The organism is Microbacterium hydrocarbonoxydans (assembly GCF_011752045.1).
Lineage (GTDB): Bacteria > Actinomycetota > Actinomycetes > Actinomycetales > Microbacteriaceae > Microbacterium.
Map to the genome: position 1 here is coordinate 719094 of NZ_JAAKXW010000001.1, position 23960 is coordinate 743053.

26 protein-coding genes, 1 tRNA gene and 1 other RNA gene are annotated in these 23960 nt (G+C 69.5%); 12 read left to right on the plus strand and 16 right to left on the minus strand.

Annotated features, from left to right (window positions below; translation table 11 throughout):
• Positions 1–24: 24 nt before the first annotated feature.
• On the minus strand, positions 25–1056 hold the full coding sequence (locus G6G98_RS03395; protein WP_067351268.1) for an iron ABC transporter substrate-binding protein: 1032 nt from the start codon (positions 1054–1056) through the stop codon (positions 25–27).
• Positions 1057–1213: 157 nt separating this feature from the next.
• Here G6G98_RS03395 and G6G98_RS03400 point away from each other — a divergent pair, with 157 nt between their 5' ends.
• Positions 1214–2407 carry a PLP-dependent aminotransferase family protein gene (locus G6G98_RS03400; protein WP_067351265.1) on the plus strand — a complete coding sequence of 398 codons (1194 nt, stop codon included), beginning with the start codon at positions 1214–1216 and terminating at the stop codon, positions 2405–2407.
• Between the two features lie 10 nt (positions 2408–2417).
• Complete coding sequence (locus G6G98_RS03405) at positions 2418–2696, plus strand: hypothetical protein (protein WP_067351262.1); 279 nt, start codon at positions 2418–2420, stop codon at positions 2694–2696.
• 100 nt (positions 2697–2796) lie between these two features.
• Here G6G98_RS03405 and G6G98_RS03410 read toward each other — a convergent pair whose 3' ends face one another.
• From G6G98_RS03410 to G6G98_RS03420, 3 genes are read right to left on the minus strand one after another with little or no spacing between them, the layout of a single operon-like run.
• Positions 2797–3981, minus strand: a complete 1185-nt coding sequence (locus G6G98_RS03410) for an acetyl-CoA C-acetyltransferase (RefSeq protein WP_067351259.1) — start codon at positions 3979–3981, stop codon at positions 2797–2799.
• A 14-nt stretch (positions 3982–3995) separates the two neighbouring features.
• Complete coding sequence (locus tag G6G98_RS03415; protein WP_166706050.1) at positions 3996–4643, minus strand: CoA transferase subunit B; 648 nt, start codon at positions 4641–4643, stop codon at positions 3996–3998.
• A gap of 1 nt (position 4644) precedes the next feature.
• A complete protein-coding gene (locus G6G98_RS03420; protein ID WP_164233671.1) occupies positions 4645–5418 on the minus strand; it encodes a CoA transferase subunit A in 774 nt (257 codons plus the stop codon).
• A 105-nt stretch (positions 5419–5523) separates the two neighbouring features.
• Between G6G98_RS03420 and G6G98_RS03425 the strand changes: the two genes are divergently transcribed.
• The 4 genes from G6G98_RS03425 to G6G98_RS03440 are packed head-to-tail and all read left to right on the plus strand — an operon-like array spanning position 5524 to position 8517.
• Positions 5524–6312, plus strand: coding sequence for an IclR family transcriptional regulator (locus tag G6G98_RS03425; protein WP_067351253.1), 789 nt, complete (start codon positions 5524–5526; stop codon positions 6310–6312).
• A gap of 40 nt (positions 6313–6352) precedes the next feature.
• The gene (locus G6G98_RS03430; RefSeq protein ID WP_067351250.1) at positions 6353–6787 is read left to right on the plus strand and encodes a MarR family winged helix-turn-helix transcriptional regulator; all 435 of its coding nucleotides are present in this window, start codon (positions 6353–6355) and stop codon (positions 6785–6787) included.
• Positions 6784–8010: an MFS transporter gene (locus G6G98_RS03435; protein ID WP_067351247.1), complete on the plus strand. Its 1227-nt coding sequence runs from the start codon at positions 6784–6786 to the stop codon at positions 8008–8010. Before G6G98_RS03430 ends, G6G98_RS03435 begins: the two co-directional genes overlap by 4 nt.
• Positions 8011–8043: 33 nt before the next feature.
• A complete protein-coding gene (locus G6G98_RS03440; protein WP_067351243.1) occupies positions 8044–8517 on the plus strand; it encodes a YbaK/EbsC family protein in 474 nt (157 codons plus the stop codon).
• A gap of 10 nt (positions 8518–8527) precedes the next feature.
• Here G6G98_RS03440 and G6G98_RS03445 read toward each other — a convergent pair whose 3' ends face one another.
• Positions 8528–9628, minus strand: coding sequence for a serine hydrolase domain-containing protein (locus tag G6G98_RS03445; RefSeq protein WP_067351239.1), 1101 nt, complete (start codon positions 9626–9628; stop codon positions 8528–8530).
• Between the two features lie 182 nt (positions 9629–9810).
• Positions 9811–9883: transfer RNA gene (locus G6G98_RS03450), tRNA-Lys, on the minus strand.
• A gap of 148 nt (positions 9884–10031) precedes the next feature.
• Here G6G98_RS03450 and G6G98_RS03455 point away from each other — a divergent pair.
• The 4 genes from G6G98_RS03455 (at position 10032) to G6G98_RS03470 (ending at position 13155) form a co-directional block, all read left to right on the plus strand.
• Positions 10032–10829 (plus strand): inositol monophosphatase family protein, encoded by a 798-nt coding sequence (locus G6G98_RS03455; protein ID WP_067351235.1) that lies wholly within the window; start codon positions 10032–10034, stop codon positions 10827–10829.
• Positions 10830–10851: 22 nt separating this feature from the next.
• Positions 10852–11418 carry a hypothetical protein gene (locus G6G98_RS03460; protein ID WP_067351231.1) on the plus strand — a complete coding sequence of 189 codons (567 nt, stop codon included), beginning with the start codon at positions 10852–10854 and terminating at the stop codon, positions 11416–11418.
• A gap of 61 nt (positions 11419–11479) precedes the next feature.
• Positions 11480–12355, plus strand: a complete 876-nt coding sequence (locus G6G98_RS03465; protein ID WP_164233670.1) for a hypothetical protein — start codon at positions 11480–11482, stop codon at positions 12353–12355.
• Positions 12355–13155 (plus strand): hypothetical protein, encoded by an 801-nt coding sequence (locus G6G98_RS03470; protein WP_067351225.1) that lies wholly within the window; start codon positions 12355–12357, stop codon positions 13153–13155. Before G6G98_RS03465 ends, G6G98_RS03470 begins: the two co-directional genes overlap by 1 nt.
• A gap of 73 nt (positions 13156–13228) precedes the next feature.
• Here the strand turns inward: G6G98_RS03470 and ssrA are convergent.
• Positions 13229–13598, minus strand: a transfer-messenger RNA (tmRNA) gene (gene ssrA, locus G6G98_RS03475).
• Between the two features lie 142 nt (positions 13599–13740).
• Between ssrA and G6G98_RS03480 the strand changes: the two genes are divergently transcribed.
• On the plus strand, positions 13741–14406 hold the full coding sequence (locus G6G98_RS03480) for an SIMPL domain-containing protein (protein WP_067351222.1): 666 nt from the start codon (positions 13741–13743) through the stop codon (positions 14404–14406).
• 18 nt (positions 14407–14424) lie between these two features.
• Here G6G98_RS03480 and hflX read toward each other — a convergent pair whose 3' ends face one another.
• Entirely contained in the window at positions 14425–15936 is a 1512-nt protein-coding gene (gene hflX, locus G6G98_RS03485; protein WP_067351220.1) for a GTPase HflX, read from the minus strand.
• Positions 15937–16004: 68 nt separating this feature from the next.
• On the opposite strand from hflX, the gene G6G98_RS03490 reads away from it, so the two are divergent.
• Entirely contained in the window at positions 16005–16646 is a 642-nt protein-coding gene (locus G6G98_RS03490; RefSeq protein ID WP_067351217.1) for a class I SAM-dependent methyltransferase, read from the plus strand.
• A gap of 9 nt (positions 16647–16655) precedes the next feature.
• Here the strand turns inward: G6G98_RS03490 and G6G98_RS03495 are convergent, their stop codons facing one another.
• The 8 genes from G6G98_RS03495 to recA are packed head-to-tail and all read right to left on the minus strand — an operon-like array spanning position 16656 to position 23712.
• Positions 16656–17321, minus strand: coding sequence for an HAD family hydrolase (locus G6G98_RS03495; protein WP_208321415.1), 666 nt, complete (start codon positions 17319–17321; stop codon positions 16656–16658).
• Complete coding sequence (dapF, locus tag G6G98_RS03500) at positions 17321–18193, minus strand: diaminopimelate epimerase (protein ID WP_067351214.1); 873 nt, start codon at positions 18191–18193, stop codon at positions 17321–17323. Before dapF ends, G6G98_RS03495 begins: the two co-directional genes overlap by 1 nt.
• Positions 18194–18228: 35 nt before the next feature.
• A complete protein-coding gene (locus tag G6G98_RS03505) occupies positions 18229–18666 on the minus strand; it encodes a GNAT family acetyltransferase (RefSeq protein WP_067351211.1) in 438 nt (145 codons plus the stop codon).
• Positions 18667–18686: 20 nt separating this feature from the next.
• A complete protein-coding gene (locus G6G98_RS03510) occupies positions 18687–19217 on the minus strand; it encodes a dihydrofolate reductase family protein (RefSeq protein WP_067351208.1) in 531 nt (176 codons plus the stop codon).
• A 33-nt stretch (positions 19218–19250) separates the two neighbouring features.
• Complete coding sequence (gene miaA / locus G6G98_RS03515) at positions 19251–20186, minus strand: tRNA (adenosine(37)-N6)-dimethylallyltransferase MiaA (RefSeq protein WP_243841987.1); 936 nt, start codon at positions 20184–20186, stop codon at positions 19251–19253.
• The gene (gene miaB, locus G6G98_RS03520) at positions 20183–21730 is read right to left on the minus strand and encodes a tRNA (N6-isopentenyl adenosine(37)-C2)-methylthiotransferase MiaB (RefSeq protein WP_067351205.1); all 1548 of its coding nucleotides are present in this window, start codon (positions 21728–21730) and stop codon (positions 20183–20185) included. Before miaB ends, miaA begins: the two co-directional genes overlap by 4 nt.
• Before the next feature lie 59 nt (positions 21731–21789).
• Positions 21790–22632 (minus strand): regulatory protein RecX, encoded by an 843-nt coding sequence (locus tag G6G98_RS03525; RefSeq protein ID WP_067351202.1) that lies wholly within the window; start codon positions 22630–22632, stop codon positions 21790–21792.
• 33 nt (positions 22633–22665) lie between these two features.
• Entirely contained in the window at positions 22666–23712 is a 1047-nt protein-coding gene (gene recA, locus G6G98_RS03530; protein ID WP_067351199.1) for a recombinase RecA, read from the minus strand.
• Positions 23713–23960 lie beyond the last annotated feature (248 nt).

Here is a 23960-nt window from a genome sequence, read left to right on the forward strand (position 1 = left end):
ACCCCTGCGGCGCGATCTGCTGGGTCAGAGCAGCCCTGCCTGCGTCATCAGCTCGATCACCTTCGGGCTGTTCAGCGCCGACGGGTCGATCTCGACAGCGCCCAGGGTCTCCAGCGCCGGCAGCGGATCGCGCGCGGGGATGCCGCTCGCGACCGGGTACTCGTAGCTGTAGCCCTCGCCGAGGATCGTCTGGCCCTGCTCCCCGACGAGCCATGCGAGGAACTCCTGCGCCTCCCCGGCGCGCGTGCTGGAGGCGAGGATGCCGCCACCCGAGATGCTCACGAAGGCGCCGGCGTCCTGTGGGGCGAACCGGTGCAGGGCGGTGTTCTCGGTGTTCTCTCCCGTGTCGGCCTGGTCGCGGTACCAGTAGTAGTGGTAGATGATGCCCATCGGCACCTCGCCGGCGTTCACCGCCTTCATCGTGACGATGTTGTTGCGGTAGATCTTGGCGTTCTCCTTCATGCCCTCGAGCCACGCCTCGGCGGCATCCTCTCCCTCGACCTCGAGGATCGCGGAGACGATCGCCTGGAAGTCGGCGCCGCCGGGTGCGCCGCCCCACTGGCCCTTCCACTTCGGGTCTTGCAGCTCCATGATCGAGGCCGGGAGCTCGTCCTCGGAGATGAGGTCGGGGTTGTAGACCAGCACGGTGTCGCGGGCGGCGATTCCGACCCAGTCGCCGCTGCCGGGGCGGAAGGACGCCGGGACAGCCTCCAGGGTCGCCTCGTCGACAGGGGCGAAGAGACCGGCCTCCTCGACGAGCGACATCGCCGGGGAGTTCTCGGTGAGGAAGACGTCGGCGGGCGAGGCCTCGCCCTCGACGACGATCTGGTTGGCGAGCTCGCTGTCGCCGCCGTTGCGGATGGAGACCTCGATGCCGGTCTCCTCCGTGAACGCCTTCGTCCACTCCTCCGTCAGCTGCTCGTGCTGCGCGTTGTAGATGACGAGCGCCTCGTCATCGGCTGACGGCTTCTCTGCGGCCGGGGCGCAGCCGGCCAGAGCGGCGGCGGCGGTCGCCGCGGTGGCGAGCGCGAGCAGGCGGAACGGGACCTTCGACATGCGGGTTCCTCTCAGAAGGTAAGGCTCGCCTATGCTATCCGAGTCGCCGGGTGCTCCGCTCGGCCCGTGACTGCCGGTGACCGGCGCGCGGGTCTCGAGGGCGGGAGTCGGCTTGTAGGGTGGTCGGACCCGCCGAGTCCGAGGAGGCCCCGTGTCCATGTCCCCGAGCACCTCGATCGTCGCCCTCCCCGGCCGCTCCGCCCGCGCCGGTTCCGCGAAGACGTCGCCGGTGCGGGAGCTGCTCGCGCTCACCGAGCGTCCCGAGGTGATCTCCTTCGCGGGCGGCCTCCCGGCGCCGGAGCTGTTCGATCTCGACGGCATCCGCGCGGCCTACGACGAGGTCCTGCGCACGCCCGCCGTGCTCCAGTACTCGACCTCGGAGGGGAACCACGCCCTTCGGGAGGAGGTCGCGCGGCAGTACACGGCCGATGGACTGCCGACCGCCGCCTCCGACCTCATCGTCACGACCGGTTCGCAGCAGGGACTCGGGCTGCTCTCCACGGCGCTCCTCGACCCCGGCGACGCGATCCTCGTCGAGGAGCCGTGCTATCTCGCCGCGCTGCAGACGTTCGCGCTCGCCGGCGCCCGGGTCATCGGGGTGCCCTACACCGGTGACGAGCTCGACCTCGACGCTCTGGAGCGGCTCGCCGCCGAGCACGGCCCGAGGTTCTTCTACACGGTGCCGACCTTCCAGAACCCGACCGGACGGACCCACGACCTGGCGGCACGGGAGCGCATCGCGGACGCCGCCCAGCGCCACGGGTTCCGGATCGTCGAGGACGAGCCCTACCGGCAGTTGCGCTACTCGGGAGCGCCGCTCCCCTCGCTCGCGACGCTCGCCCCCGATCACGTGCTGAGCCTGGGCAGCTTCTCGAAGGTGATCGCTCCCGGCCTCCGCATCGGATGGGTGCGCACGACCGCCGACATCCGGCCGACCGTGACGATCGCCAAGCAGGCCGCGGATCTGCACACCTCGACCATCGACCAGGCGGCGGCCGCCCAATACCTGACGTCCGGACGTGCGTCCCATGCCCTCGACCGGATCCGCGGCGCCTACGCGGCGCGCCGGGACGCGATGCTGGACGCCCTTCCCCAGGCCCTGCCTGCGGGCAGCGAATGGAACCGGCCGGACGGGGGGATGTTCGTGTGGGCGAGACTCCCGGAGGGGATGGACGCCACCGCCGCGCTCGCGACCGCGCTCTCGCATGACGTGGCGTTCGTCCCCGGTTCCCCCTTCTTCGCCGGGCCGGCCGACGTGAGGGCTCTGCGACTTTCGTTCACGACCTACTCCCCCGAGCGCATCCGCATCGGTCTCTCAAGGCTCGGCGCGGCATTCTCCTCGGCCGGGTAGCGTAAGGGGCATGCGCTACCTCTTCGGGACCGGACTCATCGGAGCGATCACCGCCGGAGCCACGCTGCTGCGCGGCTCTCGCGAGGCGCCGATCACCTGGCGTGCCGTGCTCGCCTGGCTGAGCTGGGGCATCACCCTCGCCCTGGCCATCGGCACGGCGGTCGACGCCCGGCGCGCCGAGCGCGGCCTGCCGGTGGCCGCCGACTCCCCTGTCGCCGCCAAGCTCGCCAAAGAGCGTGCGAAGGCGGAGAAGAGCAGGAAGAAGAAGGTCCACGACATCGCGCGCTGAGCCGCGCCGACGTGCCCTGATTCGCACTGCGCGACGCCCCACCTGACCGGCGCCGCTCCGATGGGGCGTGGACGTCAGATGGGGCGTGGGCGTCAGAACGTCAGCGGGTGAGGATCAGCGCTTCTCCCTGACCGCCGCCGCCGCAGAGTCCGACGGCCGCGGTCCCGCCGCCGCGACGGGCGAGCTCGTGTGCGACGTGCACGACGAGCCTGTTGCCGGAGGCCCCGATCGGATGACCGATCGCGATGCCGCCGCCGTGGATGTTCACGATCCCGCTATCGAGCCCGAGCTCCCGCTGCGATCGTGCCACCACGGCGCCGAAGGCCTCGTTGATCTCGACGAGGTCGAGGTCGGCGGGCGCGATGCCCTGCTTCTCGCAGGCCTTCTCGATCGCGCGTGCCGGCTGCGCCTGCAGCGAGTTGTCGGGGCCGGCGGTCTGTCCGCTCGCACCGACCGTGACGAGCACCGGCCAGCCCTTCGCCTCGGCATTCGCCCGGGTCGTGACGACGACGGCGGAGGCGCCGTCCGAGATCTGCGAGGAGTTGCCGGCCGTGATCGAGCCGCCCTCGGCGAAGGCGGCACGCAGGCCGGCGAGCGACTCGACGGTGGTGTCGGGGCGCACGCCCTCGTCCTTCGTGACCAGCATGGGCTCGCCGCGGCGCTGAGGGACGGACACGGTGACGATCTCCGCGTCGAACACGCCGGACTCCTGCGCCGCGGCCGCGCGCTGATGCGACAGGGCCGCCACGGCATCCTGGTCCTCCCGGGTGAGCTCGTACCGGGCGTTGTGGCGCTCGGTCGACGCGCCCATGCTCTCCCGGTCGTAGGCGTCGGTGAGCCCGTCGTAGGCCATGTGGTCGAGCACCTCGACGGAACCGTAGGTCCAGCCGTCGCGCGAGCCCATGAGCAGGTGCGGAGCACGGGTCATCGACTCCATCCCGGCGGCGACGACGACCTCGGCGTCGCCGGTGCGGATCATCCGGGCGGCGTCGATGATCGCCGTGAGACCGGAGAGGCAGACCTTGTTCACGGAGTGAGCGGGGACATCCCATCCGATGCCTGCGCCGATCGCCGCCTGGCGGGCCGCGTTCTGCCCTGAGCCCGCGGCGAGGACCTGCCCGACGATGACCGCATCGATCTCGGCGGGGTCGATCGCGGCCTGCTCGAGCGCGCCGCGAATGGCGAAGGATCCCAGCTGCGGCGCGGTGAACGACGCGAGCTGGCCCTTCAGCCGCCCCTGCGGAGTGCGGGCGGCGGCGACGATGACGATGTCGGTGGCGGTCATGATCCTTCTGTCCTTCAGTTCTTGAGCTCGTCGGCGACGACGAGAGGCGGCTCTGTGGCGGCGACGACCTCGTCGACGCTCACCCCCGGGGCGGTCTCGATGAGCACGAGCCCCTCATCGGTGACGTCGATGACCGCGAGGTCGGTGATGATGCGATCCACGACGCCTCGCCCCGTGAGCGGCAGCGAGCAGTCGTGGACGATCTTCGCGGAGCCGTCCTTCGCGACGTGCTCCATGAGCACGATCACCCGGCCGGCCCCGTGCACGAGGTCCATGGCGCCGCCCGGGCCCTTCACCATCTTGCCCGGGATCATCCAGTTCGCCAGGTCACCGGTCGCGGACACCTGCATCGCGCCGAGGATCGCCGCGTCGATCTTGCCGCCGCGGATCATCCCGAAGCTCGTCGCCGAGTCGAAGAACGCCGCTCCCGGGAGAGTGGTCACCGTCTCCTTGCCCGCGTTGATGAGATCGGGGTCGACGGCGTCCTCCCGAGGGTAGGGCCCGACGCCGAGGATGCCGTTCTCGGACTGCAGCACGACCGTGACGCCCGCAGGAACGTGGTTCGGCACGAGCGTCGGCAGGCCGATGCCGAGGTTCACGTAGGCGCCGTCCTGCAGTTCGGCGGCGGCGCGGGCGGCCATCTCGTCTCGGGTGAGGGGCATTTCAGGCTCCTTCCGCAGCGACGGTGCGTCGCTCGATGCGCTTGGGGATGTCGGTGCCGACCTCGACGATGCGGTGCACGTAGACGCCGGGGAGGTGGATGCGGTCGGGGTCGAGCTCACCCGGCTCGACGAGCCGCTCGACCTGGGCGATGCACACCCGGCCCGCCATCGCCGCGAGCGGGTTGAAGTTGCGCGCGGCCTTGTTGAAGATCAGGTTGCCGTGCCGGTCGCCGGCTGCCGCGTGCACGAGCGCGAAGTCGGTGGTGATCGCCTCCTCGAGCACGAACTCCTTCGGCTCCCCGTTCACGTCGAAGGTGCGCACGTCCTTCACCGGCGAGGCGACGGCGACGCTCCCATCGGCGTTGTACCGGCGCGGCAGGCCGCCCTCCGCGACCTGCGTGCCGACACCGGTCTGCGTGTAGAACGCCGCGATGCCGGAGCCGCCGGCGCGGAGCTTCTCGGCGAGCGTCCCCTGCGGGGTGAGCTCCAGCTCCAGCTCCCCGGACAGGAACTGCCGCTCGAACTCCTTGTTCTCCCCGACGTAGGAGGAGGTCATCTTGCGGATGCGCTGCGCCCCGAGGAGCACGCCGAGTCCCCAGTCGTCGACCCCGCAGTTGTTGCTGACGACGCTGAGATCCCTGGTGCCCTGAGCCAGGAGCGCCTCGATGAGCGCGATCGGGTTGCCGGAGAGACCGAATCCGCCGACCGCGAGGGAGGCTCCGTCTCCGATGTCCGCGACCGCCTCGGCGGCCGATGCCCATTGCTTGTCGATCACGGATGCTCCTTCGAAGACGTGTCCTGGTCCCAGCATCCGTCTTCCCGCGCCGGAGCGGAAGGCGGTTCTTGCGATGTGGGCGGATCGCCGAGTAGCGTCCACATTATGGAACGTCCTTCCCGGAGCGTGCCCGGCGCTCAGGCGATCGCTCGCGCCGCGCATCTGCTGCGACTCGTGACTGCGTCCGGAGCGGACGGCGCGGGCCTTCAGGAGCTCGCACGCGCGGCGGACCTCTCCCGCTCCACCGCCCATCGCCTGCTGACCGCCCTGCGCGCCGAGGGCCTCGTCGACCGCGACGACGAGGGCGCGCGATGGATGCCGGGACCAGAGCTCTTCCTCATGGGCACAGTGGCCGCTGCGCGCTACGACGTGACCGCTCTCGCCCGCGACATCGTGCGCTCGCTGGCGGTGAAGACCGAGGAGAGCGCGTTCTTCTCGGTGCGCCGCGCCGACGAGACGGTGTGCCTCCTGCGCGAGGAGGGATCGTTCCCGATCCGCTCGTTCGTGCTGAGCGAGGGCGTGCGGTTCCCGCTCGGCGTGGCCAGCGCAGGCCTCGCCATCCTCGCGTTCCTGCCTGACCACGATGTGGATGCTTACCTGGAGCGGCATCCGGAGCTGGAGGGCGACTGGGGCCGCGCGCACGGCGAACGGCCTCTCCGCGCACGGCTGGCCGAGACGAAGGAGCGGGGCTATGCGATCAACCCCGGGTTGATCGTCGAGGGCAGCTGGGGCATCGGGGCCGCCGTGTTCGATCGAGCCGGACGACCGGAATGGGCCCTCAGCCTGACCGGTGTCGGCTTCCGCTTCGGCCCCGATCGGATCGCCGATCTCGGACGCACGCTGCTCGCGCACGCGCATCAGCTGTCGGCGCGGATCGCCAGCGCGCGACGCTGACCCGGCCACTTTACATATCATCGGGTATATACTTGATGGTATGAATCGCGTGGATGTCATCCCTTCACTCGTCCTCTCGGGGTATGCGCTCGCCCGCATCGCCGCGCAGGACGCCGGCAATGACGCGCCCGCGGCGCAGTGGCGCGTGCTGAGCCTGCTCGACACGGCAGGGCCGAAACGCGTGGGCGAGCTCGCGGCGGCGGCCCGCACCACGCAGCCCGGCATGACGCGGCTCATCGGCGGCCTCGAGCACGACGGCCTGGTCCTGCGCTCCCCCGACCCCGCCGACTCCCGAGCCACCGTGGTCGGCATCACGGCCAGGGGCACAGCCGCGCTGAACGCCTGGCGGACGGAGTTCCGCGACACGCTCGCGCCTCGCTTCGCCGACCTGGGCGAAGACGACTGGGCCGTCCTCACCCGCGCGGCAGAGATCCTCGCCGCCCACAGCACAGAATCGACAGGAGCAGCACGTTGAGCACCCCGGCATCATCCGTATGGAAGCAGCCGGCGCAGGTCTGGGCCGTCGCCTTCGCCTGCGTCGTCGCGTTCATGGGCATCGGCCTCGTCGACCCGATCCTCCCTGCGATCGCCGAATCGCTCGAGGCGACCCCGGTCGAGACCGAGCTGCTGTTCACCAGCTATCTCGCCGTGACCGGCCTCGCGATGCTGGTGACCAGCTGGATCTCCAGCCGGATCGGCGCCAAGATGACGCTGCTGATCGGACTCGCCCTCATCGTCGCGTTCGCGCTGCTGTGCGCCCTCAGCGGCAGCGTCGACGCAGTGATCGGGTTCCGTGCCGGCTGGGGTCTCGGCAACGCCCTGTTCATCTCCACGGCTCTCGCGACGATCGTGGGCGCCGCGTCGGGCGGCAGCGGCGCGGCGATCGTCCTGTACGAGGCTGCGCTCGGCCTCGGCATCGCCATCGGGCCTCTTCTCGGCGGCATCCTCGGAGAGCAGAGCTGGCGCGCGCCGTTCTTCGGGGTGGTGGCGCTCATGGCGATCGCCTTCATCGCGGTGCTCCTGCTGCTGCGCGGCCCTGGCGGGAAGCGCGAGCCGGTCGCCTTCTCGGCACCCTTCAAGGCCCTGCGGCAACCGGCGCTCGCGGTTCTGGCTGTCGCGGCCCTGTTCTACAACATCGGGTTCTTCATCCTCCTCGCCTTCTCTCCGTTCCCCCTGGGATTCGGGGCCATGGGCATCGGCTTCACCTTCTTCGGCTGGGGCGTCGCGCTCGCGCTCACGAGCGTGTGGGTCGCGCCTGCGCTCATGCGCCGGATGCCGCGCACGACGATCATCCTCGTCGTGCTCCCCCTGCTCGCCCTCGACCTCATCGTCGCCGGGCTGCTGGTGGCCTCGGCGACCGCGCTGGTCGTCTGCATCGTCGTCGGCGGGCTGCTGCTCGGCGTCATGAACACGGTCCTCACCGAGGCCGTCATGGAGGCCACGGACCTCCCCCGATCCGTCGCCTCGTCGGCCTATTCCGCCGTGCGCTTCCTCGGCGGCGCCGTGGCCCCGCCGCTCGCTGCGGCCCTCTGGCACGGCTTCAACGCCACCGTGCCGTACCTCGTCGCCGCCGTCGCCGTGCTGCTCGCCGCCCTCACCGTGATGCTCGGACGCCGCACGCTGGCTCACATCGACGACCAGCCGGAGGACGCTCTCGCAGAGGATGCCGAGGCGATCCTGCTGGGCGACGCCGCCTGAGCCGACGCGGGCTGCGTTCGATACGGTGGGGCGGTGACCGCTCTTCCCGAACGCAGCCTGCTCGTCAAGCAGCATCTCGCCGAGGCCGGCATCGACACCGAGATCCGCGTACTGCCCGATTCCGCGCGCACGGCCGTCGAGGCCGCCGCGGCGATCGGATGCCCTGTCGCCGCGATAGCGAACAGCCTCGTCTTCCTCGCTGACGGCGACCCGGTGCTCGTGATGACCAGCGGCGGCCACCGCGCCTCTCTCGACACCCTGGCGCGCAGCATCGGCGCCGCGGAGGTCGTCATGGCCCCGGCATCCGTGGTCCGCGAGGCGACAGGACAGGCGATCGGCGGCGTCGCCCCCGCCGGGCATCCCGCTCCCCTACGCACCTACATCGACGAGGCTCTCGAGGAGCACGAGGTGATCTGGGCGGCGGCCGGTCATCCGCACACGGTCATGCCGCTCACCTTCGCGGGCCTGCGGGCGCTCACCGACGGCGAGGTGATCTCGGTCACCTGAGCGTTCGCATTCAGCGCGTCACGTCCCCCAGCAGTCCCATGATCTCCGCCCCCATCTCGACCTGCGTGAGCACGATCCGGAACGAGCCGTCAGGGTCGATGTAGAAGTCAGTACCGAGCCCGCCCGACCATCCGTACCGCCCGGCGTGCGGCCCGTCCGTCTGCATCATCACGCCGAACCCCCAACCGGCGCCCTCCCAAAATCCGGGAAAGAAGCTCTCGGGTGTCTTGACGGCGGGCGGAACCTGGTCGGATCGCATCTGGGCGAGCAAATCCGGCGCGAGGAACTCCTCGTCCTCGTGTCGGCCGCCGGCCGCCAGCATCCGCGCGAACGCGGCGTAGTCCGATGCCGTGCTCACGAGTTCCGAGTGACTGACGTCGAACGGTGCCGGGGCGACGGAGAAGCCGCCGGCCGCGGGCTCGACCTCGACAAGGCCGCCGGTCACGTGGTGGCGATGGGCGGCAGGCAAGCGATGCGCCTTCAGAAGCGGCACGGTGTGCCCGCTGTCGACCATGCCGAGCGGATCGAACAGATCTGAGGCGAGATGCCCGGCGAGGTCGCCGCCGACCAGTCGCGAGAGCAGGATGCCGAGGATGCCGAAGGAGTGGTGATATCGCCAGCCCTCCCCCGGCTGGAAGGCGAGCGGCAGCTCGCCGAGCGCCGCCAGCCAGTCGTCTGCACCGAGCCTCACCGGTTCTTGGCCGGCCTCCGTGCGGTTCGCAGCCATCGCCTCCTGCAGCGGGCCGGGTTCGGTCATCACCCCGTACCCGGACATGTTCGTCAGCAGATGGCGCACAGTGATGGGCGTCTCTGCCGGCACGGTGTCTTCGAGCGGGGATGTCGTCGTGCGGAGGACTCGACGATCCGCCAGCTCAGGCAGCCACGTCTGCACCGGATCGTCGAGGTCGACTCGTCCGGCTTGGACGAGTCGAAGCGCGGCGACAGCGAGCACCGGCTTGGTCATGGACTGGATGCGTACGATCGCGTCCGCCCGGAGATCACCGGCCGTGACGATCTCGATGGCGCCGTCGGGCGCACCATCCACGCCGATGATGCCCGGCGCGGTTCCGCGGCTGACGTGAACCTCGAGGATCTCCTGCAGTGTGGCCATGGAGCACTCCGTCCCGTCAGGTCGGCTTCGGCTTCGGCTTCGGCTTCGGCTTCGGCTTCGGCTTCGGCTTCGGCTTCGGCTTCGGCTTCGGCTTCACCGGAACCCTAGCTCAACGGGTCCGCCTGCTGAACGCGGACGCGAAAAAGCCCCGGACTCTGGCGAGAGAATCCGAGGCTGTTCCGTGCACCCCCAGGGACTTGAACCCTGAACCCACTGATTAAGAGTCAGTTGCTCTGCCGATTGAGCTAGAGGTGCGTGGCCTGGGGAATCCCCCGGCCGAGGAATTACATTACCAGCCGATCGACCCCACGCGAAATCGAGGCCGAGGAAGAGCGACCGCCGCGCGTGTCGCCATGCGTCATGCACTCCGGAGCCCGTCGCTTCCGCCGACTATCCTGGGAGCGTGACCGCCTCCCCCCGCGTCGACGATCTCTCCGACGACCTCGCCCTCGCCCTGCGTCTCGCCGATGCGGCCGATGCCCAATCTCTGCCGCGCTTCGACAGCGCCGACCTCGTCATCTCGACCAAGGCGGACAACTCGCACGTCACCGACGCGGACCTCGCGACCGAGCGCGCGATCCGTGCGGTCCTCGCAGCCGAGCGCCCGCAGGACGGCATCTTCGGCGAGGAGTTCGGCGCCGAGGGCGACACGCATCGCCAGTGGATCATCGACCCGATCGACGGCACCGCGAACTACCTCCGAGGCGTGCCGCTGTGGGGGACGATGATCGCGCTGGCGATCGACGGCGTGCCGCAGGTCGGCGTCGTGAGCATGCCTGCACTCGGGCGCCGCTGGTGGGCTTCCGCCGGCGCCGGCGCCTGGACGGCGACCGACGCCGGTCCCCGACGTCTGCGCACCTCGGCGGTGGAGTCTCTGGACGACGCGAGCGTGAGCTTCCAGAGCATCGCCCAATGGTCGGAGTCCGGACACCTCGATCAGCTGCTCCGGCTCGCGGACCGCGTGTGGCGGGACCGCGCCTACGGCGACGTGTATGCGTACATGCTCCTCGCTGAGGGCCGGGTCGATGCGGTCGCCGAGTTCGGCGTCAAGGAGTACGACATCGCAGCCGCCGTCGCGATCGTTCGGGAGGCCGGCGGCCGGATGACCTCCTTCGACGGCGTTGAGACGATCTCAGCCCGGTCGACGCTCGCCAGCAACGGCATCCTCCACGAGCCTCTGCTCGATCTGCTGCATCCCTGACCCGACCCGACAAGGCCCAGCGATGACCCCCCGCATCACCTCCGCCACGATCGCTCTCCTCCTCGCGCTCTCGCTCACGGCGTGCTCCGGTGCGCCGGAACCTGAGCCGAGACCCACGTCGAAGGCCTCCGAGCCGACGCCGGAGGCCAGCGTTCAACCCGTGGATACGCCGGCGCCCGAACCCACCTCGACGGAGCCGGCGTGCGACACGATCATCTCGGCAGGCACTGTCAAGGCGCTGACCGACGAGGGGTGGACCTTCCAGGAGAAGGAGTTCGTGATCGGCGACGTCACGCTCACCGATGGCCTGCTCTGCTTCTGGGCCGACTACTCGGTGGCCTCCGATCACGGACAGCTCTACGGCTGGTCGGCGATCAGCGCCGACGACGCCACGCGCGCCCAGAGCTCGCTGCTCGCCTCCGGCTGGCGGCGAGAGGACGGCCCCGACGGCATCTACATCACCGAGGACCCCCAGTACGCGATGGGCACCGACGACGCCGGCTACGGCATGACCTATCTCTTCGGCGACGGCTGGGTGAAGTTCGCCGACACGCGACAGAGCCTCCTCCTCATCGACTGGCAGGGCTGACTCCCATCCCCGCGCGCTCCGGTTATGCTGACGGGATTGACGTGCTGGGGAGGGAGCTGTCATGTCGATTCCGCCACCGCCGACGCATCCCGGAGGGGCTGCGTCACCGGAGCCTGAACGACCCGTCACGACGAGGCGCCGGCTCAGTCCGCTCGTCATCGCGCTGATCGCCGGATGCTGCGTGATGCTGGTCGCGACACTCGCGCTCGGCGCGACCACGCTCTCGCTGCTGGGCCCGGCCGCCGCGAGCGCTCCGCCGACGCCGACGCCGACTCCGGAATCGACCGCCGACAGCGGCGGCCGCACGCAGACGGTCCGCGGGATCGAGGTCGTGACCCGGTCGGACATCGAGTTCGGCGATTACGCCATGAGCGACCTGCGCGACGGGGTGTACACCCTCCTCGTCGCGCCGATGTCGTGGAGCGACCAGACGTCGGGCATCGATGCGTCGTTCGACATCACCGCGTACGACGCCGAGGGGCGCATCGTCAACCGCAACCCGGCCAGCACCTACATCCTCCCCGGGCAGGAGGGGTTCTTCCAGGGCATCTTCAACGAGGATCTGTCCGACGTGGTGCGGATCACGGTCGAGCAGACCCGGGTCGAGATCGGCCCGCCCCTGATGACCGGCGGAATCGAGCTGACGTACCCCGACACGCTGGGAAGCGACAGGCGGTTCTATGTCGGCGGCAACCTGACCTCCACGCTCAGCATCGCGCCGATCTCCCCTGATCTCTTCTTCGCCGGCTACGTCGACGGGGAGCTGTTCGGGTACTGCTCCGACATTCCGGACATCCCGGCCGGCGGCGAGTTCGTGTCCACGTGCGAGCTCATACCGGTCACGCGCGACGAGCACCTGCTGGATGACCGCATCCCGAAGGACGCCGAGTTCCGCGCCTACCTCGAGCTCGACCCGATCGCCCACGAGGACTACTGATGAACGACACCTCGCCCCAGGGGAATCGACTGCTGATCGCCCTCTCCATCGCCTTCAGCGTGCTGACTCTCACCACGATCGGCTTCGGCGTGTCGACGGTCGTCCTTCTCAACGGCGCGCACGGCGCCGTCGAGAAGCCCCTCCCCACCCCGACACCGACCGCTGAGGCATCGGGCGAGACCACGACGATCGACGGCTTCGAGATCTCGGCCGCCACCGACTTCACGGTGGAGGAGGTCGCCCTGGCCGTGCAGGCGTACAACGAGCGTGCCAGCGTGTACGCCGTGCTGACCAATGAGAGCGGGGCCGAGGCGGCCTACGCCTTCTTCGACGTCACCTCGTACCGAGAGGACGGCACCATCGTCGAACGGGGCCTCGACATCGTGTACGTCCCGCCCGGCGATTCCAGCATCCTGCAGGCCGAGCTCCCGGAGGACCTGAGCGAAGTCGTCTCCATCGTCATGGAGCAGACCGACATCGAATGGAGCGCCCCGGCGAACGGCGGGGGCGTCGATGTCACATCGATCGCGTCGACGAGTTCGACCGACCACGTGGAGGTTCAGCTAACCTCCGAGCTCGACACGGCCGCAGAGAACATCGACATCTACGTCTTCGCTCATGTGGACGATGAGCTGGTGGGGGTCTGCCACGTGTGGGCGGACATCCCCGCAGCCGACGGCTCGTTCGACGATCTGTGCGACTGGGCGCCGACGCCGATCGACGACCCTGTGATGGGCGACGAGATCCCCGAGGACGCCGTGTTCGACGCCTACGTGAGGCTGGAAGCACCGCGGGATTGAGGTCAGACGCGACGAGGCCCTCGACGGACATCCTGGGACGTCCGTCGAGGGCCTCTCTCCTGCGACAGCGGCATGGTGGAGCTGGGGGGAATCGAACCCCCGTCCAACGCTGAGTCTCCACGCCTTCTCCGGGCGCAGTCTGTGCAGACGTTCTGCTCGGCTCCGACCTTTGTCACAGACACCTAAGTCGACGAGCCCAGCCTGGGAAGAGTCCCACGTGACGTCCAGGCGCCGTCACGCAGCAAGATTCCTAGATGACGCCAGGATCCGTATCGGAATCACATACGGTCTGACGGACTATCGGGCTCGCTTAGGCAGCGAGGGCGAAGTCAGTGCGCTTGGATTCGGCACTTATTGTTTTGCAGGGAGCGTTCACGAGATAACCCTGCATCCTCGGCCCGCTTCTCGTGGATTCACAGGCGCTGTCGAAACCGATCAGCCCCGTGGACCTTCTCTCGAAGGAGCCGCTGTCGCACTGTGGAGTTACCAGACCGGATGCTGTTGCACCCGAGCGTCTCAGACTACAACGTCTGAGAGGCCCGCGCCATTCCGCGCCGCGCCGAGCGCCTGGCGTAGAGTCACCCCATGACCGATGTCACCGTCACCGTCCGCGGCGAGCACGAGGCGCGGATCGCGCCGGAGCGCGCCACCGTCCGCGTCGGCGTGCACGCAGAGGGCCCAGAGCGAGCGGACGTCGTCGACCGCGTGATACGTCTCGCCGAGCCTGTCCGCCTGAGCATCACCGATCGCAAGGATGCCGGCGCGGTGGTCGACTGGAGCAGCAAGCGCCTCTCCGTCCGTGCCGAGCGTCCCTGGAACAACGAGGGCAAGCGGCTCGCGCCGGTGTACTACGCGAGCGTCGACTTCACTGCGACCTTCGCCGAGGCCTCCGAGCTCTCGATCTGGGTGTCGGACATCTCCCCCTGGGACGGCGTCGAGGTCGGCTGGGTGGACTGGCACCTCACCGCCGAGACCCGCGCCGAGGTCGAACGGCAGGTGGCGGCACAGGCCGTCGGCGTCGCCGTGACCCGCGCGCAGGCCTACGCGGGAGCACTCGGGCTGCACGAGGTGAAACCGCTCGAGATCGCCGACGTCGGCCTGATCTCGAGCGGCCAGCCCGCGCCGGGGGCGCCGATGATGATGAAGGCTCGCGGCGCCGCTTTCGGCGCCGACTCGGCGCCCGCTATGGAGTACGAGCCCGAGGAGATCGTCATCTCCGCGACCGTCGAGGCGCGCTTCGTCGCCCGCTGACGCGGGTCGAAGCCCGGCTCAGCTCTCGATCGCGAACGGAGCCAGGTCGGCGGCGAGACGCTCGGAGACACGGGCGTGCACGGCCGTTCCCTCCTCCCGGTGCTCGACCGACAGCAGCATCCCGGTCTCGTGGATCGCCGCCACGAGGTCACCGCGGTCGTACGGGACCACCGCACGGATCTCGACGGCCGGCTTCGGCAGCGCCTCCTCGATCGCGGCCCGGAGTTCGGGGATGCCCTCCCCCGACCGCGACGACACGAAGTGCGCGTTCGGCTCGAGGCCGCGCAGCACGAGCCGCTCGTCCTCGTCGAGGAGGTCCGCCTTGTTGAAGACGACGATCTCTGGCATGTCCCGCACGCCCACGTCGCCCATCACGTCGCGGACGGTCTGCAGCTGACCGGCGGGATCGGGGTGCGAGCCGTCGACGACGTGCAACACGACGTCGGCGTCTCCGACCTCCTCCAGCGTCGAGCGGAACGCCTCCACGAGCTGATGCGGCAGGTTCCGGACGAACCCGACGGTGTCGGTGAGCGTGTAGACGCGGCCGTCGCTCGTCTCGGAGCGACGCACCGTCGCATCGAGCGTCGCGAACAGGGCGTTCTCGACCAGCACGCCGGCGCTGGTCAGGGCGTTGAGCAGGCTCGACTTGCCGGCGTTCGTGTACCCGGCGATCGCCACCGAGGGGATCGTGTTGCGCTTGCGCTCGGCGCGCTTCGCCTCGCGCGCCGGGGCGAAATCGCGGATCTGGCGGCGCAGCAGCGCCATCTTGGTGCGGATGCGGCGGCGATCGAGCTCGATCTTCGTCTCACCGGGACCGCGAGAGCCCATTCCGGCACCGCCGGCGCCGACCTGGCCACCCGCCTGGCGGCTCATCGACTCGCCCCATCCGCGCAGACGCGGGAGGAGGTATTCGAGCTGGGCGAGCTCCACCTGCGCCTTGCCCTCGCGGCTCTTCGCGTGCTGGCTGAAGATGTCGAGGATCACGGTCGTGCGGTCGATGACCTTGACCTTCACGACGTCCTCGAGCGCGCGCCGCTGGCTCGGGGCGAGCTCGGTGTCGGCGATGACCGTGTCGGCGCCGGTCGCGGCGACGATGTCCTTCAGCTCCTGCGCCTTGCCGCGCCCGATGTAGGTCGCGGCATCGGGGTGCGGGCGACGCTGCAGCACACCGTCGAGGACGACGGCACCGGCGGTCTCAGCGAGGGCGGCGAGCTCGCGCAGCGAGTTCTCGGCATCCTCCTGAGCGCCCTGCGGGTACACGCCGACGAGCACGACGTTCTCGAGCCGCAGCTGCCGGTACTCGACCTCGGTGACGTCCTCGAGCTCGGTCGAGAGTCCTGCGACGCGGCGCAGCGCGTGACGGTCCTCCAGGTCCCATTGCGCGCCGTCGGTGGCGGTGTGAGCCGCCGTGGCCTCGTCCTGCAGCGCCTGTGCTGCACCGAAGACGCGCGCCTCGGTCCGCTTCTCGGCGTTCGCGAGCACGCGCTCGACGGCCTCGTCATCGGTGGAGTGTGTGGGTGTCTCCGTCATCCGTCCCTGATCTCTGGGTTTTGTTGCGAGCCTTAACCTTAGCCCGCACTGTCCGGTACGCTCACGGTATGGGGTCCGACCATTACTTCACTGCGGCCCCGGCAAGCCCCGAGAATCTGCGTACGATCCGTGTGTCGCTCGCAGGCCGTGAGCTCGACGTCACCACCGCAGGCGGCGTCTTCAGCCCGGATCGCCTGGATGCCGGAACTGCAGTCCTCCTCGCCAACATGCCGCCAGTGCCGCCCGGGGGCAACCTTCTCGACCTCGGCAGCGGATGGGGACCCATCACGCTCTCCATGGCTCTCGCCGCGCCGCACGCGACGGTCTGGGCCGTCGACGTGAACGAGCGCGCCCTGGACCTCGTGCGACGCAACGCGGAGGCTCTCGGACTCAGCAATGTCAACGCCTCACTCCCCGACGATGTTCCCGACGACGTGACCTTCCGCACGATCCGCTCGAACCCGCCGATCCGGGTGGGCAAGAATGAACTGCACGGCCTCCTCGAGCGGTGGATCCCCCGTCTCGACGAGCGCAGCGACGCCTGGCTCGTCGTGCAGCGCAATCTCGGCGCCGACTCCCTGCAGCGGTGGATCGCCGCCACGTTCCAGCCGGGCTACAGCGTGTTCCGGACCGCCACCGGCAAGGGCTACCGCATCCTGAAGGTGCGCAAGCACGGAACCCCGCCCACCGAGCCTGTCACCGTCGTCTGATCCGCGCGGTCAGGTCGAGGGCGCCATCCCGAGCAGGTCGGGCAGCTTCGCCATATCGGTGAAGACGGTGGTGTCGTCTCCTATGAGCCATCCGGCGGGCGTGAGGCCGCCGGCGTAGCCGTAGGCCCGCATCCCGGCCGCACGCGCCGCCTGCACGCCGAAGCGGCTGTCCTCGATGACGACGCACCGCTCGGCAGGGACGCCGCGCTGCGAAGCCGCGTGCAGGAACAGATCCGGCGCAGGCTTGCCGGATCGGACGTCTTCCGCGCTGAAGATCCGTCCCTCGAACGTCGCCAGCATCCCCGTCAGCGCGAGCGACCGCCGGATCTTGGCGTGCGTTCCGCTCGAGGCGACGCAGATGTCCGTATCGATGCCTCGGAGCGCCTCGATGATCCCCGGGACCGGAGCCAGGTCGCGCTCGAACGCTTCCGTGTACCAGTTCTGATACGGCTCCTCCCAGTCGTCGGCGAGGCTTCTGCCGAGGTGCCCCTCGATCTCCGATCGGAAGTGCTCTGCAGTGCGCCCGACGAACCGGTGCACGATCTCGTCGACGGTGAGCTCCCAGCCGAGTTCGGCGAGCACACGCTGGTCGATCTTCACCGACAGTCTCTCACTGTCGACGAGCACGCCGTCGCAGTCGAAGATCACCAGCTCGATCGCGCGGCCGGCTGCCATCAGGCGAGGTCGACCTCGCCGCTGAACACCAGCTGCGCGGGGCCGGAGAGGGCGACGTGCTCGCCGTCCTCCGCAGGGAACATCCGCACGCCGAGGGTGCCGCCAGGCACTTCGACGCGCCAGTTGTCCGGGGCCTGCTCACCCGCCCAGTAGCGGACGGCAAGCGCCGTCGCGGCCACGCCGGTGCCGCAGCTCAGGGTCTCGCCGACGCCGCGCTCGGAGACGCGCATCCGGACATGGCCGATGCCGTCGCGGACCAGCGGCTCCCCCGGCACGACGAACTCGATGTTCGCGCCCGCCGGGAGCGCGGGCTCCAGCTCCGGCGTGCGATGCAGCTCGAGGGACGCCAGCTCCTGCTCCGACGCGAGCGCGACCACCACGTGCGGGTTGCCCACATCGATGCCGAGCCCGGGGCGCGTGACCGTGAGCCCGTCGGCCTTCACCAGCGGGTCGTCCCCGGAGAGCTTCCAGCGCCCGAGGTCGACCTGATAGCCGGTCTCGCTGCGCGTGACATCACGGACCCCGGCTCGAGTGCCGATGGGGAGCGTGGATCCCGGTTCGATCGTCGCGAGCCCGGCACGCACCAGGTAGTGGGCGAACACGCGGATGCCGTTTCCGCACATCTCCGCGATCGAGCCGTCGGCGTTGCGGTAGTCCATGAACCACTCGGCGTCAGGCTCCTCCGCGAGGGCCGCACCGCCTTCAGGGAGGTTCGCCGATCGGACGACGCGCAGCACGCCGTCGCCGCCGATGCCGAAGTGACGATCGCAGAGCGCGGCGACCTGATCGGGGCTGAGATCCAGCGCGCCGTCGGGGTCGGCGATGATGACGAAGTCGTTGCCGGTGCCGTGCCCCTTGGTGAATGCGACCATGCGTCCAGTCTAGAGAACTCCGGATCGGCGCAGAGTCAGGCGACGCCCTCGGCCGGACTGTCGACGATGAGCCTCTTCCCGCTCATGCCGATGTCGAACCGCTCGTAGCCGACTCGGTCGTAGAAGGCGAAGACGATCTCGTTCCCTGGGCGCACCATCAGTTGGACCTTCGGACAGCCGAGTTCGAGCAGTCGATGTTCCGCTTCTCGTACCAGCGCACTGGCGATCCCCTCGCCGCGACGAGCGGCGGCCGTGGCCAAGTAGTAGAGCCAGCCGCGATGCCCGTCGTACCCCGCCATGACCGAGCCGACGATGCTTCCGCCGTCCGCAGCGACGATCAGCAGGTCCGGCCACACCGCGCGCATCCGATCGATGTCTGCGCGCGGATCGTTCCACGGCCGCGTGAGCCCGGCCTCCTTCCACAGCGCGATGACGGCGTCGATGTCTCCGGCGGCGAAGGTTCTGATCTCCATCCTGAGGACGCTAGCACCGACTAGAGCCGGCCGACGACCCGGTATCGCCCGCACAGGAAGTTCCGGTTGCGGGCGACGTCGAGCAGTTCGAGGTCGAGGGCTCGGGGAAGCAAGGGCGCGCCTGCCCCCAGCGTCACCGGCGCATACTGCACCCAGACCTCGTCGAGCAGGCCGGCGTCGGCGAACTGCCCGGCGAGGTCTCCGCCGCCGACGACCCAGAGGTCACGCCCCTGCGCCGCCTCGGTCATCTCGGCGTGCACGGTCGCGATGTCCTCGCGAGTGAAGCGGATGTCGGCGCCCTCAGGCGCCTCGAGGGCGCGGTGCGTGAACACCCAGGTCGGCTGGGTGTATCCCCAGCGGCCTTCTTCGTGGCGCATCACCCATTCGTAGGTCGAAGCGCCCATCGCCAGAGCTCCGATCGTCTTCTCGAAGGCCGGATAGGCCATCGGACCCTCAGCATCGAAGTCCTGCTTCAGCAGCCAGTCGAGGGAATGATCGGCGGTGGCGATGAAGCCGTCGAGGCTGGACGCGGTGAAGAAGTGAGTGGCCATGGACTCATGCTCGCACCGCCCGCCGACATCGGCTCAGCCGTCGAGCAGCGATCCCACGTCGACCGGATGCTCGAGCCATTCGAGTTCCGGATACCGGCGGAACCAGGACACCTGCCGGCGGGCGTAGCGGCGGGTCAGGGCCTGCGTCTCGGCGATCGCCTCGTCCCGGGTCAGCGTTCCCTCGAGTTCCGCGAGCGCCTGCGCGTACCCGATCGCCCGGCGCGCGGTCACCCCCGTCTCCAGACCGCGGTCGCGGAGCGCTGCGACCTCGTCGACCAGTCCGGCGTCCCACATCCGGTGCACCCGGGCGTCGAGCCGCGCGACGAGCTCCGCGCGCTCGACGTGCAGGCCGATCAGGCGCGTGTCCGGATGCCAGAGCACCGGCGCAGCCGGGAGGGCTGCGCCGTGCGTGCTGCTCCCCTGCTCGATCACCTCGAGAGCGCGGACGATCCTCCGGCCGTTGTGCGGGTCGACTCGTGATGCCGTCTCCGGGTCCACGACGCGGAGACGCTCCAGCAGCGCAGCCGGTCCCGCCGTCTCCAGCTCACGTTCCAGCCGCTCCCTGATCTCCGTGTCGCGCGGCGGGAAGTTGAAGTCGAAGACGACACTGGAGACGTAGAGACCGGATCCTCCGACGAGGATCGCGTCGCCTCCGCGGGCGAGGATGTCGGCCGCCGCACCCCGCGCCAGGGGCTGATACCAGGCGACGGCCGCCTCCTCTGTGACCTCGCGGACGTCGAAGAGATGATGCGGGATGCCGCGCCGTTCCGCCGGGGCGAGCTTTGCGGTGCCGATGTCCATGCCGCGATACAGCTGCATCGCGTCGGCGTTGATGATCTCCGCGGGGTTGCCACGGGCTCGCAGCGCCTCGGCGAGGTCCAGCGCGAGGTCGCTCTTGCCGGTTCCGGTCGCGCCGACGACGGCCCACAGGCGCGGCGTCCGGCCGGTCGTCGCTGCGGTGATGGTCACACGCCGACGCGAAGGGTCGGAAGACCGAGGGAGACGGCTCGCGGCCCGCCGTCCGAGGACGGCGCAGGCACAGCGCAGGACTCCGCCTGCGCCCGATCCCATGCGTCGCCGCCACGGGTCCGGCGGATGCGCAGCGGCTGACCTGTCGGATCGTCGGCGAGGAGGTGGAAAGGCGCCGCATGCGTGACGGTGACGGTCACGGCGTCGCCGGGCCGCGGAATGTCGGAGCCCGGCGTCACTTCGAAGTGGACGAGGCGGTTGTCCTGAGCGCGCCCGGTGAGGCGGTGGGTCTCGGCATCCTTCTTGCCCTCGCCCGTCGACACGATCACCTCGACCTCGCGACCGACCTGCTTCTGGTTCTCCTCCAGGGAGATCCGCTCCTGCAGGGCGATCAGACGGTTGTACCGCTCCTGGACGACCTCCTTGGGAACCTGGTCCGCCATCGTCGCGGCAGGGGTGCCCTCGCGGATCGAGTACTGGAAGGTGAAGGCGCCGGAGAACCGGGACAGCTCGACGACCCGCATGGTGTCCTCGAAGTCCTCGTCGGTCTCGCCGGGGAAGCCGACGATGATGTCGGTGGTGATCGCCGCGTGCGGGATGCGCTCGCGGACGCGATCCAGGATGCCGAGGAAGCGCTCGCTCCGGTACGAGCGGCGCATCGCCTTGAGGATGCGGTCGCTGCCGGACTGGAGCGGCATGTGCAGCTGCGGCATCACGCTCGGGGTCTCCGCCATCGCGTCGATCACATCGTCGGTGAACGCTGCGGGGTGCGGGCTGGTGAAGCGGATGCGCTCGAGTCCTTCGATCTCGCCGGCGGCGCGCAGCAGCTTGCCGAAAGCCTGGCGGTCGCCGAACTCGACGCCGTAGGAGTTCACGTTCTGGCCGAGGAGAGTGACCTCGATGGCCCCGTCCTCCACGAGCAGGCGGATCTCGTTCAGGATGTCGCCGGGGCGACGGTCCTTCTCCTTGCCCCGCAGGCTCGGGACGATGCAGAAGGTGCACGTGTTGTTGCAGCCGACCGAGATCGACACCCAGCCGCTGTGCGCCGAGTCGCGCTTGGTGGGAAGGGTGGACGGGAACACCTCGAGCGATTCGAGGATCTCCAGTTCGGCCTCGCCGTTGTGACGCGCGCGCTCCAGGAGGCCGGGCAGAGAGCCCATGTTGTGCGTGCCGAAGACGACGTCGACCCACGGGGCCTTGTCGAGCACGGCCTGCTTGTCCATCTGGGCCAGGCAACCGCCGACGGCGATCTGCATGCCCTCCTTGCGACGCTTCACCGCGGCGAGGTGACCGAGCGTGCCGTACAGCTTGCCCGCGGCGTTGTCGCGCACGGCGCACGTGTTGATGATCACGACATCGGCTTCGTCGCCCTCGCCGGCGCGCACATAGCCCGCGCTCTCGAGCGACCCGGAGAGGCGCTCGGAGTCGTGCACGTTCATCTGGCACCCGAAGGTGCGCACTTCGTAGGATCGCTGGCGCCCGTCGACGTCGACTGCTGCCGACGAGGCGCTGATGATCGTCGGTTCACTGCGCGGGATAGTCATGATCCTCCCATTGTACGAGCGGCGATCCAGCCCCCGGTGACGAGGAACGCCGATCAGGATCAGTCCGAGTCCACGAAGCGCACGCCGTGAGCCGGTCCGCCGTTCGACACCTCGGAGAGAGCAGTCTTCGCCGCCTTCATCGCGACGGAGCCGTTGTAGCCGCGCCGGGAGAGCTGCCCGACCAGGCGCCGCAGCGCCGTGTCCTCGTCGAGCTTCGACATCGCTCGCGCCTTCGAACGGGCGAACTCCAGGGCACGATCCGCGTCGTCGTCTGGGAGCTCTGCCAGAGCCTCTTCGATGACGTCGCGAGGGATTCCCCGCTGCGCCAGCGAACGCGACAGAGCCACGCGTCCCTGCCCCTTCCGCTCCACGCCGGAGGTGACGAGATGCCAGGCGAGCGTCGCGTCGTCGAGGTACGCGCGCGCGCAGTAGTCCTCGATGACGTCCTCGATCTGCGCACCGTCGAGCCGATGACCGTCGGCTTCGAAACCGCGCAGCACGAGGCGCGCCTCGGAGACCGAGAGCGACTTGGACCGCAGCTTGCGCACCAGGAGATCCTCGGCGGCCTCCCTGAGGCGCGCCGGATCGGGCGCACCGGGCTCCTCGCCTGCTGTGCCGGCGTCTGCGCGCAATGCCCTGAGCCGGGGAGCCGCCCTGTCGCCGGCATCCCTCGCGGCGACTCCCCGTGCGGGATGGCGATCGCTCGGAGTCCCGGCGTCCGAGGTCTCCACGGCATCCCAGGTCGACCGCCACAGACCGCTCTCGCCCGTACGCCGTGGTACGACGTGCTCGGCGTCCAGCCGGCGTGCCGGCGCACCGGAATCGGAAGCCGATGCGTTCCCGCCGAAGAGGGGGATGACGGGGGCGAGGCGCTCGGTCTCGCCCCCGTTCTTCTCAGACACGGTTCACCCCGGTTGCTGAGCGACGTCGACGCATCAGGCCGGGCGGCGCTCGGCGAGCTCGTCGGCAGGAGCAGCCGCAGCGGCCGTGCCGATACTGAGCTTCTGCTTGATCTGCGACTCGATCGCCTCGGCGACGTCGGGGTTGCTGAGGAGGAACGTGCGCGCGTTCTCCTTGCCCTGACCGAGCTGGTCGCCGTCGTAGGTGTACCAGGAGCCGGACTTCTTCACGATGCCGTGCTCGACGCCGAAGTCGATCAGGCTGCCCTCGCGGGAGATGCCGATGCCGTAGAGGATGTCGAACTCGGCCTGCTTGAAGGGCGGCGCCATCTTGTTCTTGACGACCTTCACGCGGGTGCGGTTTCCGACGGCCTCGGCGCCGTCCTTCAGCGTCTCGATACGACGGATGTCGAGTCGCACCGAGGCGTAGAACTTCAGCGCCTTACCACCGGCGGTGGTCTCCGGCGAGCCGAAGAAGACGCCGATCTTCTCACGCAGCTGGTTGATGAAGATGGCGGTGGTCTTCGTCTGGTTCAGTCCACCGGTGAGCTTGCGGAGCGCCTGCGACATGAGGCGCGCCTGCAGACCGACGTGCGAGTCGCCCATCTCGCCCTTGATCTCGGCCTCCGGGACGAGCGCCGCGACGGAGTCGATGACGACGAGGTCGATCGCACCGGAGCGGATCAGCATGTCGGCGATCTCGAGCGCCTGCTCACCCGTGTCGGGCTGCGAGACGAGGAGCTGGTCGATGTCGACGCCGAGCTTGGCGGCGTAGTCGGGGTCGAGGGCGTGCTCGGCATCGACGAAGGCGGCGATGCCTCCGGCGCGCTGCACGTTCGCGATCGCGTGCAGGGTGAGCGTCGTCTTACCGGAGGACTCCGGTCCGTAGATCTCGATGATGCGGCCCCGGGGCAGGCCGCCGATGCCGAGGGCGACGTCGAGGGCGATGGAGCCGGTCGGGATGACCTCGACGGGGGCGCGCTCGTCGCTGCCCAGTCGCATGATCGAGCCCTTGCCGAACTGGCGTTCGATCTGGGCGAGGGCGGAGTCCAGGGCCTTGTCGCGGTCGTCTGGAGAGGGCATGACGTGCTCCTTCGTGTTGTCGGTTCTGCCGCCTGTAGGCTGTCGCGGTCCTCCCGGGTGGGCGGAACTCTCCGACAAGGCGTGTGGCTCTTCGGCCTGTTCTTCACCGTAGGGGGAGCCTCCGACATCGCGTCGTCGGTCCCGCTGACTGTGCAGATCAGGAACGCTGAACCACTTGTGCAGAAGACTACGCCGAAGTCGAACACATCTTCGATGACACGCCGGATGCGGCGTGTCCGAACACGGAT